The 13,499-nt window shown below is 62.6% G+C and carries 15 protein-coding genes; 7 read left to right on the top strand and 8 right to left on the bottom strand.

Going from position 1 to position 13,499, the window contains the following annotated elements:
* Positions 1-21 precede the first annotated feature (21 nt).
* The gene (locus AC1DMA_RS21865; RefSeq protein ID WP_478126100.1) at positions 22-1,191 is read left to right on the top strand and encodes a hypothetical protein; all 1,170 of its coding nucleotides are present in this window, start codon (positions 22-24) and stop codon (positions 1,189-1,191) included.
* Positions 1,192-1,203: 12 nt separating this feature from the next.
* On the opposite strand, the gene AC1DMA_RS21860 is transcribed toward AC1DMA_RS21865, so the two are convergent.
* The gene (locus AC1DMA_RS21860; protein ID WP_478126099.1) at positions 1,204-2,109 is read right to left on the bottom strand and encodes a LysR family transcriptional regulator; all 906 of its coding nucleotides are present in this window, start codon (positions 2,107-2,109) and stop codon (positions 1,204-1,206) included.
* 95 nt (positions 2,110-2,204) lie between these two features.
* On the opposite strand from AC1DMA_RS21860, the gene AC1DMA_RS21855 reads away from it, so the two are divergent.
* The 4 genes from AC1DMA_RS21855 to AC1DMA_RS21840 are packed head-to-tail and all read left to right on the top strand — an operon-like array spanning position 2,205 to position 6,016.
* Complete coding sequence (locus tag AC1DMA_RS21855; RefSeq protein WP_478126098.1) at positions 2,205-2,801, top strand: cupin domain-containing protein; 597 nt, start codon at positions 2,205-2,207, stop codon at positions 2,799-2,801.
* Between the two features lies 1 nt (position 2,802).
* Positions 2,803-3,438 carry a flavin reductase family protein gene (locus AC1DMA_RS21850; protein ID WP_478126097.1) on the top strand — a complete coding sequence of 212 codons (636 nt, stop codon included), beginning with the start codon at positions 2,803-2,805 and terminating at the stop codon, positions 3,436-3,438.
* 52 nt (positions 3,439-3,490) lie between these two features.
* Entirely contained in the window at positions 3,491-4,477 is a 987-nt protein-coding gene (locus tag AC1DMA_RS21845; protein ID WP_478126096.1) for a Bug family tripartite tricarboxylate transporter substrate binding protein, read from the top strand.
* Between the two features lie 3 nt (positions 4,478-4,480).
* Positions 4,481-6,016: an acetolactate synthase large subunit gene (locus AC1DMA_RS21840; protein ID WP_478126095.1), complete on the top strand. Its 1,536-nt coding sequence runs from the start codon at positions 4,481-4,483 to the stop codon at positions 6,014-6,016.
* On the opposite strand, the gene AC1DMA_RS21835 is transcribed toward AC1DMA_RS21840, so the two are convergent.
* Both AC1DMA_RS21835 and AC1DMA_RS21830 read right to left on the bottom strand, forming a co-directional pair.
* Positions 5,997-6,761: an alpha/beta hydrolase family protein gene (locus tag AC1DMA_RS21835; protein WP_478126094.1), complete on the bottom strand. Its 765-nt coding sequence runs from the start codon at positions 6,759-6,761 to the stop codon at positions 5,997-5,999. The two genes, AC1DMA_RS21840 and AC1DMA_RS21835, sit on opposite strands and share 20 nt — an antisense overlap.
* 110 nt (positions 6,762-6,871) lie before the next feature.
* Positions 6,872-7,009 (bottom strand): hypothetical protein, encoded by a 138-nt coding sequence (locus AC1DMA_RS21830; RefSeq protein ID WP_478126331.1) that lies wholly within the window; start codon positions 7,007-7,009, stop codon positions 6,872-6,874.
* Positions 7,010-7,243: 234 nt separating this feature from the next.
* On the opposite strand from AC1DMA_RS21830, the gene AC1DMA_RS21825 reads away from it, so the two are divergent.
* Complete coding sequence (locus AC1DMA_RS21825) at positions 7,244-7,699, top strand: thermonuclease family protein (protein ID WP_478126323.1); 456 nt, start codon at positions 7,244-7,246, stop codon at positions 7,697-7,699.
* 345 nt (positions 7,700-8,044) lie between these two features.
* On the opposite strand, the gene AC1DMA_RS21820 is transcribed toward AC1DMA_RS21825, so the two are convergent.
* From AC1DMA_RS21820 to AC1DMA_RS21800, 5 genes are all read right to left on the bottom strand, one after another.
* The gene (locus AC1DMA_RS21820; protein ID WP_478126093.1) at positions 8,045-8,431 is read right to left on the bottom strand and encodes a hypothetical protein; all 387 of its coding nucleotides are present in this window, start codon (positions 8,429-8,431) and stop codon (positions 8,045-8,047) included.
* Between the two features lie 135 nt (positions 8,432-8,566).
* A complete protein-coding gene (locus AC1DMA_RS21815; protein WP_478126092.1) occupies positions 8,567-10,051 on the bottom strand; it encodes a CsgG/HfaB family protein in 1,485 nt (494 codons plus the stop codon).
* Between the two features lie 21 nt (positions 10,052-10,072).
* Positions 10,073-10,726, bottom strand: a complete 654-nt coding sequence (locus AC1DMA_RS21810; RefSeq protein ID WP_478126091.1) for a hypothetical protein — start codon at positions 10,724-10,726, stop codon at positions 10,073-10,075.
* A 60-nt stretch (positions 10,727-10,786) separates the two neighbouring features.
* A complete protein-coding gene (locus tag AC1DMA_RS21805) occupies positions 10,787-11,923 on the bottom strand; it encodes a hypothetical protein (protein WP_478145479.1) in 1,137 nt (378 codons plus the stop codon).
* Complete coding sequence (locus AC1DMA_RS21800) at positions 11,914-12,564, bottom strand: hypothetical protein (protein ID WP_478126089.1); 651 nt, start codon at positions 12,562-12,564, stop codon at positions 11,914-11,916. Before AC1DMA_RS21800 ends, AC1DMA_RS21805 begins: the two co-directional genes overlap by 10 nt.
* A gap of 57 nt (positions 12,565-12,621) precedes the next feature.
* Between AC1DMA_RS21800 and AC1DMA_RS21795 the strand changes: the two genes are divergently transcribed.
* A complete protein-coding gene (locus AC1DMA_RS21795) occupies positions 12,622-12,993 on the top strand; it encodes a hypothetical protein (RefSeq protein ID WP_478126088.1) in 372 nt (123 codons plus the stop codon).
* The last annotated feature ends 506 nt before the right edge of the window (positions 12,994-13,499 follow it).

The following is a 13,499-nucleotide window of genomic DNA, read 5'->3' as shown; positions in this document are numbered from 1 at the left end:
AAAAAATCGGAGACAACCCTCATGATCAACCGACCCGACTCATCGCAGACCGATCCGACGACTCAACCCCTGCATCGCCGCGCGCTGCTTGTCGCTGCGCCCGTCTGGGCTACGGGCCTTTCCCTTGCCGCGTCCCAGAGCGCCCGGGCGGCTGCGTCAGCCGCGGACGGACACCGAAAGCCCCACAACCGGGCGCCACAGGCCCGCGTGACCACCGTCGCCAACTTTCCGCGCAAGTACTTCCTGGAAAGCCTGGTGGTGCGCTCCGATGAGTCCTTTCTCGTGACCGTGCTCAACACGCGCGAGCTCTGGTATGTGCCACCACCGGACGCCAACAACAGCACGGTCGAGCCGGTTCGCCTTCACACCTTTGGGCAACCGCTTCTCGGCATCGCTGAAGTGGAGCCCGATGTGTTCTACGTGATCGCCGCGAACGCCTATGCACCCCGGTCGGACGCCAGGCTGCACCGGGTCGACCTGCGTGGCTGGCGGCCGGGCACCACGGTCGAGCCCTCATTGGCCTTCGAATTCCCGACCGCGACGCGTGCACCGAACGGCATGTGCCTCGTCGCGCCTGGCGTGCTGCTCGTGGCCGACAGCTTCTCAGGCCTGATCTGGCGCGTCGACCTGCAGGGTCGTTCGCCGGGTCGGGCGCCCGAGGCGAGCGTGTGGCTAGAGCACAGCAGCATGAAGCACTTCCCCGGCAAGATGAAGCCCGAGCAACCCGGCGTGAATGGCGTGCGCTACGCAGCCAAATCCAACTACGTGTACTACACAGCGACCGCCAAGAAGCTACTCATGCGGGTGCCGGTCGACCCCGCCACGCTCTTGCCCGCGGGCGAACCTGAAGTCGTTGTGGCCGGACGGATGGGGGACGACTTCATCCTCGACGAGGAGGCCCAGGCCATCTACCTGACCACACACCGGCAGAACAGCATCGACCTGGTCTCGATGGACCCGGGCGAGAACAGCGGCTTCACGCAAATCGTCGCCGGTGACCCGCTCAACCTCGATGTCGTGGGTCCGTCCGGCGGCGCATGGAGCCGCAGACCGGGCGCGGCAGGTCGGGTGGCCTACTTCATCACGGACGGAGGCACCGCGTCTCCCCTGCCCGGCGGGACCGAGCCGGCAAAGTTGCTGCGGCTCGAACTGTCGCCATGGTCGGGCGCCTTCCCGGGCATGGGCGCTTAGCCAGACTGATCGTCAGATCGCTCGCGCGGCGCCCGCAAGCTGCTCGCGCAGCCAGCGGTGGCCGACATCCCTTTGACCCCGCTCATGCCAGTACGCCGCGTAGCGGATCTTCGGAAGCTTGAGCGGCACCTGCAGCAACTGCAGGTTGTGCTGGGCGACAAACGACTCGGCCAGGCGCCGGGCCATCGTCGCCAGCATGTCGGTGCGACCCACGATGTGGGGAATCGTCAGAAAGTTCTGGACCAGGAACGACCGATCGAAGCGCCGGCCTTCACCCTCCGCCGCGGCTTCGAGCACCTGCGAAGTCGTGGAGCGGCCCGTACCCAGCGTGTAGACGTGGGGCAAACCGAGAAACTGGTCCAGGTTGAGCCGGCCTTGCACCAGCGAGTGCGACCGGCTGGCCAGGCACACGATCTCGTCCTGGAACAGCGGCATCGAGCGCATCGATGCAGGTGGGTTGAGCAGCCAGGCAATGCGCAGATCCAGCTCGCCACTCTCCAGCATTTCTGCCGCCCGGTCCGGCTGCGGCGCGCGTGCCTCCAAGCGCAACCCGCGCCCCGCAACGCGAAAGCGCGACAGCAGGTGCGGCATAAGCACATATTCAGCGTACTCGGGGACCGAGACGACAAATCGGCGCCGCGAGATTGCCGGATCGAACTTCTCGGGGGGTGCCACCAACCGGTCGTAGTCCGCCAGCAGCTTGCGAACGGACTGCTCCAGATCGCGCGCCCGGTCGGTCGGCACCATGCCGCCACGCGAGCGAAGGAGCAACGGATCCGAGAAAAGTTCTCTCAGCCGCGTCAGGCTCTGGCTGACGGCCGATTGGCCGACGCCCAGGCGATTGGCGGCCCGCGTCACGCTGAGCTCGGACATCAAGGTCAGGAAGATCTGCAGGAGCCTACGGTCAACGTTATTCATAACGCCTAATTCTGCCCATTAGCGTTGTGGCATGCACAACGCCAACGCCTGCGATCAAATCCTGAACGTTGTCCACCCATGAAGGAATGCCGCATATGAACCGCATCACACCGTCTCAAGAGGAGATGAAGTCCCGAATCGCCCGCTTCAAGAACCTGGTGTCCACCAAGGCACGCGTGCAGGAAAGGCTCGGCGTTCCCATGGAAGTCATCGAGCTGATCACTGCCAAGGCCACCTACAACATCATGTCGCCCGGCCCCATGCCCGGCCAGATCACGCCCATGCCTGCAGTGATCGGCGGCGACGCCGGCGTGTTTCGCCTGGGCATCGTCGTGTGCCCGCCCGGACAGGGTCCTGGCCTGCACGTGCACTACAAGACCCACGAGACCTTCATGTGCCTCACGGGCCGCTGGGAGATGCAGTGGGGCGACAAGGGCGAGGAATCTACGATCCTCGAGCGGTTCGACGTCATCGCCTTGCCGCCGTGCGTCACGCGCCGCTTCGTCAACGTGTCGGACGAGGATGCGCACCTGCTGGTCATCATCCAAGGCAAGCAGGACGAATTCGACGACATCGATCGGGTTCCGGAAACTGCCGACGCTATCCGCGCCGCCTTCGGCCAACCCATGGTTGACAAGCTCGAGTCGGCCGGTTGGAAGTTCTCGATCGGCCGTGAAAAAGCCGAGGCCTGACATGGCAGCCTTCGATCCGAGCAAGCTCACGCCGCAACAGCAATACAAGCTGATGAGCGGCACGGTGATCCCGCGCCCGATCGCGTTGGTCACGACGATCTCTCCAAGCGGCGTCACCAACGCTGCGCCTTACAGCCTGTTCAACATGGTGGGCGTCGACCCACCCATGGTGATGTTCTCACTGACACCGCGCGCCGGACAGGTGAAGGACACTGGCAGGAACATCGAATTTCTGCCGGAGTTTGTGATCCACATCGTCGACGAAGGCGTCAAGGACAAGATGAACATCTGCTCGGCCGACTTCCCGGCGGACCAGAGCGAGATCGACTTCGCCGGCTTCGAGACGGCGCCCTCGGTCCTCGTGAGACCGCCCCGGCTGATCGAGTGCCCGGCCCAGTTCGAATGCCGCTTGATCGACATCATCAAGGTCGGCAAGCGCCCCAACCAGATTGTCATTGGCGAGGTGGTCATGATGCACTACCGCGATGGCATCGTAGACCGGGAGAAGTTCTATGTGGACGCGGGCCGGCTGGCACCCATCGGACGACTGGAAGGCGCGGGCATGTACACGCGCGTGACGGACCGCTTCAAGATCGAACGGCCCGAAATTCCGGGCGTGCCGGTCACGGCGGGCTGACCCCGGCTTCTCCTCGCTCGCAGAAAAACGATCCAACCAATCAGAGACATATATGACCAAGAGACGAAACTTCATGGGCTTGGCCAGCGCGGCCTTTGCACTGGCCGCTGCAGCGCTTTCCCTCCCGGCGTTGGCCGACACCTATCCGAGTCGGCCCATCCGGCTCGTGGTCCCCTTCAGCCCCGGAGGGGCCGCGGACATCGTCGCCAGAATCCTGGCGGACCGCATGGGGCAATCGCTCGGCCAGCCCATCGTGGTGGACAACAAGCCCGGCGCCGGCGCCGCCATTGCCTCGGAGTTCGTGGCGCGCTCGGCGCCCGACGGCTACACCGTCCTGCTTGGTGGCAGCACGCAGACCGTGCTGCACCCCATTCTCGAGGCCAAGCTCAACTATTCGGACACGGACTTTGCGCCGATCGGCTTCGTGGCCTTCTCACCCTTGGTGATGGTGGTCGATGCCAAGTCGCCCATCAAGACGGTCGACGAGTTCGTGAAGCAGATGAAGACCAAGCCAGGCTCGGGCAACTACGGCTCGTCGGGCAATGGCTCGCCGATGCATATCGCGGCGGCGTGGTTCAACAGCGCGGCCGGGCTCGAGATGGTGCACGTGGGATACAAGGGCAGCCCGCCCGCCCTCAATGCACTGTTGACCGGCGAGATCCAGACCGTCTTCGACCTGGTCGCGACGGCCAAGCCGCTGATCGACGGCGGGAAGCTGCGCGCCCTGGCGGTCACAACGCCCACCCGCAGCGCCGTCCTGCCCGGTGTGCCAACGCTCGAGGAATCCGGCTACAAAGGCTTCGACTTCGCAGTCCGGTATGCCTTGCTCGGCCCCAAGGCCATGCCGGCGGCCATCGTGGCACTCCTGAACAAGGAACTGAATGCCGCGCTGCGGGAGCCGGCGGTGACCGCCCAATTGGCCAATCTTGCCCTCGAAGCGCGACCCGGCGCCCCGGACGCCGTCCCGACGCTCGCGGCCAAGGAAAAGGCTCGCCTGCGGCCCATCGTCAAGGCCAACAACATCACCCTCGCTCAATAACTCATGAACGGCGCACAAAGTCTCGTCACTTCACTCATCGCGGGTGGCGTCGACACCTGCTTCGCGAACCCGGGCACCAGCGAGATGCACTTCGTTGCGGCGCTCGACCAGACCGACGGCATCCGGTGTGTGCTGGGGCTGCAGGAAAATGTGGTCACCGGCATGGCCGATGGCTACTGGCGCATGGCGCGCCGGAGCGCATGCACGCTCCTGCATTGCGGCCCGGGACTGGCGAACGGCTTGGCGAACCTGCACAACGCGAGACGCGCACGCAGCGGCATCCTCAACATCGTGGGGGACCAGGCGACGCACCATCGGCCCTTCGACCCGCCCCTGACGTCGGACATCGACGGCATCGCCAGGGCGGCATCGCAATGGGTGCGCACCAGCATGGCGTCCCCCGCCGTGGCGGCCGATGGCATGGCCGCATTGCAGGCGGCGCAGGCGGGTCAGGTGGCCACGTTGATCCTTCCTTCGGACGCCTCCTGGAACGAAGGCGGAAGGGTCGCCGCGCCCCTGCCGGCACTGGCGCCAGTGGCACCTTCCTCTCACGATATCGAGAGTGCGGCGCGCGCACTGCGAACCGGGGGCGAAAAGGTTCTGCTGCTGCTGGGCGGGGATGCCGTGCTCGGCGAGGGCCAGGCCCTGGCGTGGCGCATCTGTGCACAAACCGGCGCCAAGGTCATGGCCGAATACGGTGTGAGCCGGGTTGCCCGCGGGCAGGGAAGAATACCGTTGGAACGCGTGCCCTACAGCATTGAAGGTGCGACGAAGGCTCTCGCGCAATACGAGCAGATCCTTCTGGTCGGCGCCACCACGCCTGTCGCCTTCTTTGCCTACCCGGGAATGCCATCCGTTCTGCATGCACAGCATACGCAAGTTCGTGCGCTTGTACGTCCCGAGCAGAACGCGGTTTCAGGGCTGCGCGCGCTGGTTGATGCACTGGACTGCCCCAACGTCGTCATCCCGGAGGCTGCGCCCCGCCCCGAGCCGGGACGCGGCTCGCCGACGCCCGAAGGTCTCGCACGGACGCTGGCAGCTCTCTTGCCTGAACAGGCGATCGTCTGCGACGAAAGCATCTCGTATGGCCGGGGCTTCTATCCACATACCGTATCGGCCCCGCCGCATGATTGGCTACACCTGACGGGCGGCGCCATCGGCATCGGACTACCCCTTGCCACCGGCGCTGCCATCGGCGCGCCAGGCCGGCGCGTTGTCAGCCTTCAAGCGGACGGATCCGCGATGTACTCGCTGCAAGCCCTCTGGACCCAGGCGCGCGAGGGCCTGCCTTGCACGACGGTGATCCTGAGCAATCGCAAGTACAACATCCTCATCGGCGAATACAAGGCCGTAGGTGCCCAACCCGGCCAGACCGCCAACCGAATGCTCGAACTCGGCAATCCAGACCTGGACTGGATTCAGCTGGCCCAAGGCATGGGCGTGGAAGGCGCCAAGGCAAGCACCCTCGATGAATGCGCCGCTCTCCTCAATGTCAGCTTCCGGCGGGAAGGCCCCTTCCTTATCGAGTTGCTGGTTTGAGGCAACGCGCCAGGTGCGCGATGTAGGCATCGACCTCTTCCTGGGTCCTGCTGTTGTGGGGGCCCCGGTAAATGCACATTCGCTTGTCCTCCGAAGCAAGCGCCGCAAACAACTCGATCGAGCCTTCGAGATCGAAGCGTTCATCGTCCCAGTGATGGATGAACAAGGCGGAGCATTTCACCTGCGCGGCCGAGTCGACCAGGTGCCGGCTATGGAGCTTGTTGGCCGACCACTTTCCAAGCACAGCGCACTTGATCTCGGGGACTGCCGCCAGCAGCGGCAGACCGTATGCTGTGCCCATCGAGACGCCGCACCAGCCGATCCGATCGGAATCAACAAATTCCAGTTCGGTCATTGCCTGAATGACCTGGGTCCATTCCTCTACAAACGAGCGGAGAAACCGCTGCTCGACCCACGACTGCCGGAACGCCTCGAGGACTGAGCGCCCGTCGGCAACGGCGTTCCTGCGCTCGCCATGGACCGGGCCATCCACTGCAACGGCGATGCAATCCAGTGCCGCCACCAACTGGCGCGCCAGCGAACTGGTGTTCTCGTCTTCCTTGTGGCCAGAGCCACCGTGCTGCAACAGCACCAATGGTTTTGGCAGCGCGAGTTGCGCGGGCCTCCACATGATTCCTGGCACCTCTGCGTCGCCATGGCATGAGAATTTTTGAACAGTGATGCTGTTGTCGCAGACAGCTTCGCCGATCCTTAGGCGTCTCGAATGGTGGGCGTTGGCGAACATGATCCTGGTCTGCAGTTCAATGGGAGGCCCCAGTGGGTTATGAGCTACATGCTAGAGATCCTGATCGGCTGGACATTGCGCGACGTCTAATACTCACTATTAGCCGGAACTCAATGCCCCACCCGGCTTCCGCACGCAGTGAACGGGTAATTTCTCTCGATGTGCAGCACCAGGGTCACACCGATGGTGGCGCGCGGATGCTTCGGATCGGCAGCAATGGTCATCAAGATCTCGGCGGCCACTTCCATTCGCAATGAGTATCGACCTGACCTTAAGATGGCCCAGTGCTCAGGTGATATCTTGGGTACTGCGCCAGGCCGGACCGTAGATGCGAAAGATATCGGCGAGTTCCGCGGCGCACACGGCCGACATTGACGGATGACCGCGCACACGCCACCAAGCACTCTGCAAGGTCGGCCAGCGTTTCCGCCGACGTTCGTCGGATCTCAGCGAACTGCCGCGTATCGGTGCGCTAGTTCGCAATACCGGAAAACGACACGCTCAAGGCTCGGTGCGGCCAGCCCGGCAGCTACGAAGAGGTAAAAGTCCGTCTGAACGGCATCGACGCGCCGGAAAAGCGACAAGCCTTCTGCCAACGCTCCAAGGAAGCGATGGCCGACCTCGTCTACATGAAGGAAGCGGATCTCGATTGCCTGAAGAAAGACAGGTATGGCCGGAGCGTCTGCCGGGTAACAGTCGCGCCCGGCTCCGCGCAGAACGGCCGCAAAACAATCGACGCGGGTCTGGCGATGATCACCGTCGGCATGGCATGGTGGTATCGCGACTATGCGCGCGAGCAGACGCCTCAGGAGCGCGGCCAGTATGAGTTTGCAGAAGCCGAAGCGAAAGCGAAGCGCATCGGAATTTGGGGGGACGCCAATCCTGTGGCGCCGTGGGAGTGGCGAAGGAAGGCTCGCGCACACGATGAGACTCTATAGGGATATGCCATGCGTCGGTCCGCTGTGCCTAATTCCGGCGCACTCCGATGGCCCGGTCGTGAGCCCTCTGGGCGCTGTCATTGTGCAAGTTCTACGCTCACGAAAGGTGACGACAAACTAGATGGTCTCGGAAGAGGCGCCCCACAACCACCCTTCCCTGTTGATTCCGCCTTTCCTCCACCGCGAGCGCAACACCTGAAAACGAACATCTCCGCTCATGCTGGTGAACAGCGGCTCGCTCCTGTGCTGCTTTGCAGCATCCATGCCGAATCCAGTCCAGCGTGGACTAGCGGCGACGCAGCGACCCTGGTTGGAATTGCTGCCGCCGGCCAATGACGCATCAGGTCAATTCTTGCGCGCGGCCTTTTCTATGGCTTTCCCCAATTTGGCGAAATAGGAGCGAGCCAGCATCGTCGGAACGATGTACTTGATTCGGCTATCTGTTTGGTCGTCGGCGAAGGTGATGAGGCCCTTTTCGCGCAACGACCGAAGGCGGCGATGTACTGTCGTTGGAGACGACGCCACGTCCAGGTCCATCGCCTCAAGGACTCGCACGCTCTCTCCCGCCGCCCACTTTGCCGCGAGCCCACTGAGAATACGTTCTTCCATCGCGTCCATCGACGGAACGTCATGAATGGCGCGAGCCAAGCGTACGAATTGCAGATACGTTTCGGCGAATCCTTCGGACTTAGGCATAGTTGGCGGCGCGGCGAGGGCGTTCGACAAGGGCATTGAGACTCTATCGAAGGAAGCGCTTCGCACGACAGCGCTTTTCCTCCAAGCATGGATGGGAAATCCTGCGCGCTCGCCGACTCGACGTCAAGATGTGAAGCGGTCGGCGGATTTCGGAGTAGCCGCCGAGCTAGTTCACCATTTGTCGTCGGTCTTCGGGGGCGCCGGCAATGTGGCTGCCGGTGCAGGGCGGGGCTGGACAACCCTCGCGGCGGGCGCCGTGCCCGCCACCGGTGCCGCGGCAACTGTTGCCGTACCAGATGCCGCGGAAGTCGCACCTTGCGCCCCCCCTGCCGCCGGGGCTGCAGTCAGCTGCGCCTTGGCCACTGCGACGCCCTTGAGTTCGTCGCGGAGTTGAAGTCCGCCAATCGAGAGTTGTTCCAGATTCGAACGCACGTTCTCCAAGCGGCCATAGGAAAGATTCGGGGTCACACGCTCAACCACGAGTTCGCAGCACGGCTGCTCGACACGCCCCAGGCTTTGTCCTGTCTGCGGGTCCTTCATCTCGGCGCCCATGGCAGCCACCTGGTAGCGGCTACCTTCCTTTAGAGCCTGTCCGCCCTGACTCAATACCACGTTCGTTCCGTCTCGCGAGACGACAGTCACCGGGAACGTGCGTCGGAGCACTGAGGTCACCACCTGGTTCACCAGGTCAGTGGTCATGTCCTCCATGATCTTGTTGGAGTCCACACCGGAACTCAGCGTGGTCGGCGCTACCGAAGGCGCCTCGCCGCGTAACGAGTCCGAAGCCATTACTTGCCTTGTCGCAACGTTCACCAGCTTCTCGGAAATGGCCCACCCTCCCGAATAACTCACGAGCTCGCGGTCGCTGGTCTTGAGCTGACGCGCGTGGCGGTTGTACGCCAGACTGCTCACGCGGCCGCTCCAAATGATGTCGGCGCTTGAAGACTGGGACAGCTTGGCCAACTCGGCGCTAGGCGCCTGACCGGTCTTGATCATCTCCAACTCGCCTTCTATGTCCGGGCTGAGTTCGCGGTCCAGCACTGCGAAGCGTCCCGTCTGCACCAACGCGTCGCTGATGCGCTGGCGAATGGTGGTACCGAGTTCGGCCGAAGATACGGCACGGTCACCCATCGGCAAGCTAGGGCTGTCGAACCGAATCTGACCCACGACCACCTTCACCTTCTGCATGTCCGCAGAAGGGGTGAACTTGGCGATCTGGGCTTCGATAGTCGCCTTGTAGCGCTTGCCGGCCAACACGGACGGCTCCTGCAATTCAACCAGCTTGAAGTTCTGGATGACACCTCCTGACCGCTGAGCCACGACTTCCGCAAACGCGTTGCCACGCAGCGATGCCGCGTCCTCGTTCAGGCTCACGTCCAAGCCGTACTTGGCTGTGACGGTCGCGGACTGAATGGCCGCGCCATTGACTTGCAGCAGCGCTAGCTTCATTGCTTCTGTCACCGCCTCGCCGGCCGAAGCTCCGAAGCCTTGCGCCGTCGTGGTGACATTGGCGACCTTGCCAACATCGGGCACGGGTGGCGAGACGTTCGTAGCAGCCGGTGGCGACGCAGCGGGCGCTTTCTCAGGCTCTTGCTTGCCGCATGCGATCAGAAGGGTTGCCGCAGTAACAGCGGTCACGCACAGAAGGTGGCGCATCAGGAGGTGCTTCCTTGCTGATTACAGAGCGGCTGCCGCAGCGCTTGCATCCGACGGCACCGGAATGCCGCTGGACTGGGCGAAGGACACTGCGTTCTTCATCGCACCGGTGACACTCGTCATCGCGTCGGGGAACTTCGCAATGACGTAGACAGCCGATTGCAATTTGGGCAGCTGCAGGGGCGAAGCGCCCTTGATACTGCTGCCCATGTTCGACACGTCTTTGCCCACGCCGACGTACTTGGTCACGCCGGTGGCCAGCAGTACCAAGCCTTGACCATAGACCGCCTTCGACTGGGCGTCCATTGCGGGCTGAGTGGCAATCTTCTTGGCGACCAGGTCGGTGGAAGCCGCCACCGCCCTGTTGGCAGCTTCGGCGCTGTCCTTGGTCGCTCCTTCCTGGAAGCTGTCCGCTTCAGCCTTCACCTTGGCCGCTTCGTCCTTGAGGCCGAGCGCCTCGGCCAGTTTGGCATTGGCATACAGCACGTCCTTGCTCGCCGCCACGTAACCACGCACGAGGGAATCCTGCTGGCCCGACAGGTCGGCCGCAGGCGCTGCACCTGCGGAACTGGTCACGCCGGGAATCGAAGGCAGCGAGAACTGGGCATGCGCCACGTTGGCAACGCCTGCTGCGAGGAAGGCGGCGGCTGCGATGGTGGTGTGAATTCTGTTCATTCTTGAGGTTCCGATTGGATGCTTCTGATAGAGGGGAAAGATGTTTCTGGACTGAGAGGCTCACTGCACACGAAGGGCCGTGATTTGGCTGGTCAATTCACGTGCGGCGTTGTTGGCAGCCAGCTTGAGCGCGTTGCCGCGCGCTTCATCTTCTGAGGGGCCGACACCTGCGTACTGCACCGGGCCCACTGCAGCCTTGGTCTCAGGGAAGGTCTGGGTCACATCAAGCAGCTTGGCGTTAACGGTGACGGACACGCGCACCAGCCCTGTGGCGGGGTCCTTGTCGGCGGAACCTACATCCAGCGTCCCGTAGGCCAGGTAAGGCACTTTGGCATTGCGCATGCCGGTGACCATCGCCTGGAGCGTCGTCGACTTGAGGTCGTTGCCCGATTGATAGTCGCTCTCGACGTTGGCGACTTTGAAGGCGCCACCAGACATGGGTTCGATATAAGCCGCCTCTGCGACGCGGAAGCCCGCCTTGCTGAACATGCCGGTGAAGACCTGATTCAGGTTCGCGCTCGGGATGAGGCGAAAGGTCGCCTCGCTCGAACGCTTGACGGTGCTCCCACCGGTTTCGACCGAGCGAGTGCGGTTGGCCGCAACGTCGGTCTTGCTGGAGGTTGATTCGTTCGTGCGAATCTGACCGGCGCTGATGGACTCGCCTTCGGCGCCGGTTTTGACGTTCGACTCGGTTCGACCGCCGCTGACGCTCTCATCGACGCGCTTGTACACCCGGTCATCGAATGACTTCACGGTAGCCACTTGGCGTGAAACGAACAGGAAGGCCAGTGGTGACTTCTCCGTGACGCCAGCTTTGGCGACGGCCGAGTTCGATTTCACCAGGTTGCGCAGGTTGGCCACATTCAGCGCCACGCGAACAGACACCGTGTATTGCTTCTTGTCGGTGCTGGTTTCCTCTCCGAGGACGGTGGACTCCAGGATGTATCGGTCCGGATTGGCCAGGATCTTTTCGCGCACGGAGTCGAAATTCTCCGATTCCGACTCACCAGCCTCGGCGTAGTAGAACTCCACCGCCTTGAGTTGAGCCGCCTGGGTGGCGTTGGCCTTGTCCTCGGCCGTGAGGCTCCAGCCCTGATAGGTGACGGAAGCCTTGCCGCGCGCCTGCTGGACCTGCGCCACAGCGGTGATGGCGATGCACGCCAATGCGGCAACCACGAATGTGCGAATCATTTGCATAGCTGAATCATTTCCTTGGTTTTAAGGAGTTGGGAGTCGATGTCGGAAGCCGACGCGGCGGCCTTGAGCCACGAGGCCTGGTCCTTGCCGGCCATGGCTTCGGCCACGCGGCGGAAGAGCGCGTTCCAGGAGTCGTAGTACGCAGGGAAGTCATCCACGAAGGTCTGGGTCGCGGGAACCAACTTTGTCTCACCGTTCTTGAACGACGAGTTCAGGTAGCTGGTGCCCATGCTCGGCAGTTGAATCTTCACCGTGGCGAAGGTGCCATAGATAAAACTGCTGCCGGCGGCGACTTGGCCGAACTGGACCTTCTTCACGTTGGTCAGGTCCACCGAAATCGCGTAGTCGGCGTCGGGAAGCTTCAGATTGAAGACCGTACCGTCCGAGATGCGCATCGGGAACACGCCTCCGACCGCATAGCCCTTGGTGTACGGAATGATGGGAACACCGGCATGGGTCGAAATCGCCTCGCTCACCATGTCCGCAGCCCAGGTCTCCATCACACCGGGACTTTCCTTGAGATAGGCGGGCAAGCTCGCAGCGACTGTCTCGCTCACCGTGACGTCGGTCACCTTCAGGAAGCGCGGAACCTGGGAAGGAATGCTGGCGTCCGCCAGGACCGCGGCATAGCGCGCGAACATGCCAGGTTTGCCTGCGGCACCTTCATAAACGCTGCGCACTCTTGCAAGAACTTCCTCTTGAGTCGGCTGTCGGTCAAAGACATCGATGTACGCAAAGCTAAGTGGGTACGAGCGGATGACTGTTTGAGTCTTGAAATCGAAGAAAAGCGCCTGCCCACGGATGAGGACGAACAGCTTTCGCAGTTCGCCGAAGATCTCAACAGACACAGTCTCGGAGTTCACGACAAGCGAGGTGACGAGAGCCTGGTCGCGGCCCTTCAACTCGTCGATGAGGCCTGGGAGTACTTCGAAGTTGCGCGGCGCGGCCTTGGCGATGGCGGCGCGAATCTGGGCGTCTACCCGACTATTCGCCCCTTCGAGGCGCTTCTCGTACTCGCGCGAAAAGGGAAAGCGCTTCTCAAGGGACGCAGCATCGCCGGCGTACGCTAAGCCGGCAAAAGCGACTTGGGTGCCTTGCGCGGACGCGGCCAAAGGCAGGAGCGCCACCGCGCACAGCAAACTTGCGCAAAGTGCGCGAACGAAACCTCTCAAACAAGTCTCCAGTCAGTATTGGGTCTTTTTGCGGCCGACGCGAGCCTTTGTTCAAAGCACTCTTCAGAGACATGTGTCCTGTGAATCCGGTGCTCACCGCGTTGACATTTTCAGCCCAATTGTTACGTGTCATTTTGGAGATTGTCGCCAAAATGGCAATCGAACGGAAAATCGGACGTCCACGTGTGGCATTTGTCACGGAGGAACGTGGGCCTGAGCACATTCCTTGTGCTGGTGCCGCAACAAGAATGTCAACGCCGAAAGCTTTTGCTGCTTGGAGCCTGCCGACCCTCCACACAGCGGAGTCTTGGAGCGGCGTACAAAGTGCGTTCTCACATGGTTAGGCACGTCCGCATATCCGGGGGCACAGAGACCCCAGCAACCAAGAACTTTGCGGGCATACC

The sequence above is a fragment of the Variovorax sp. 05N34 genome (assembly GCF_056397405.1).
Note: the sequence above shows the minus strand (reverse complement) of the source record. Positions and strands in the feature narration are given on the sequence as shown.

What these genes read in the sequence shown, in the direction of transcription:
- AC1DMA_RS21820 (WP_478126093.1), bottom strand. Translation starts at nt 8,431, where the DNA reads ATGCCCTTGTCGAACGCCCTCGCCGCGCCGCCAACTATGCCTAAGTCC.
- AC1DMA_RS21840 (WP_478126095.1), top strand. Translation starts at nt 4,481, where the DNA reads ATGAACGGCGCACAAAGTCTCGTCACTTCACTCATCGCGGGTGGCGTC.
- AC1DMA_RS21835 (WP_478126094.1), bottom strand. Translation starts at nt 6,761, where the DNA reads ATGTTCGCCAACGCCCACCATTCGAGACGCCTAAGGATCGGCGAAGCT.
- AC1DMA_RS21815 (WP_478126092.1), bottom strand. Translation starts at nt 10,051, where the DNA reads ATGCGCCACCTTCTGTGCGTGACCGCTGTTACTGCGGCAACCCTTCTG.
- AC1DMA_RS21850 (WP_478126097.1), top strand. Translation starts at nt 2,803, where the DNA reads ATGGCAGCCTTCGATCCGAGCAAGCTCACGCCGCAACAGCAATACAAG.
- AC1DMA_RS21800 (WP_478126089.1), bottom strand. Translation starts at nt 12,564, where the DNA reads ATGTTCGCGCGCTATGCCGCGGTCCTGGCGGACGCCAGCATTCCTTCC.
- AC1DMA_RS21855 (WP_478126098.1), top strand. Translation starts at nt 2,205, where the DNA reads ATGAACCGCATCACACCGTCTCAAGAGGAGATGAAGTCCCGAATCGCC.
- AC1DMA_RS21865 (WP_478126100.1), top strand. Translation starts at nt 22, where the DNA reads ATGATCAACCGACCCGACTCATCGCAGACCGATCCGACGACTCAACCC.
- AC1DMA_RS21860 (WP_478126099.1), bottom strand. Translation starts at nt 2,109, where the DNA reads ATGAATAACGTTGACCGTAGGCTCCTGCAGATCTTCCTGACCTTGATG.
- AC1DMA_RS21810 (WP_478126091.1), bottom strand. Translation starts at nt 10,726, where the DNA reads ATGAACAGAATTCACACCACCATCGCAGCCGCCGCCTTCCTCGCAGCA.
- AC1DMA_RS21805 (WP_478145479.1), bottom strand. Translation starts at nt 11,923, where the DNA reads ATGCAAATGATTCGCACATTCGTGGTTGCCGCATTGGCGTGCATCGCC.
- AC1DMA_RS21830 (WP_478126331.1), bottom strand. Translation starts at nt 7,009, where the DNA reads ATGGAAGTGGCCGCCGAGATCTTGATGACCATTGCTGCCGATCCGAAG.
- AC1DMA_RS21845 (WP_478126096.1), top strand. Translation starts at nt 3,491, where the DNA reads ATGACCAAGAGACGAAACTTCATGGGCTTGGCCAGCGCGGCCTTTGCA.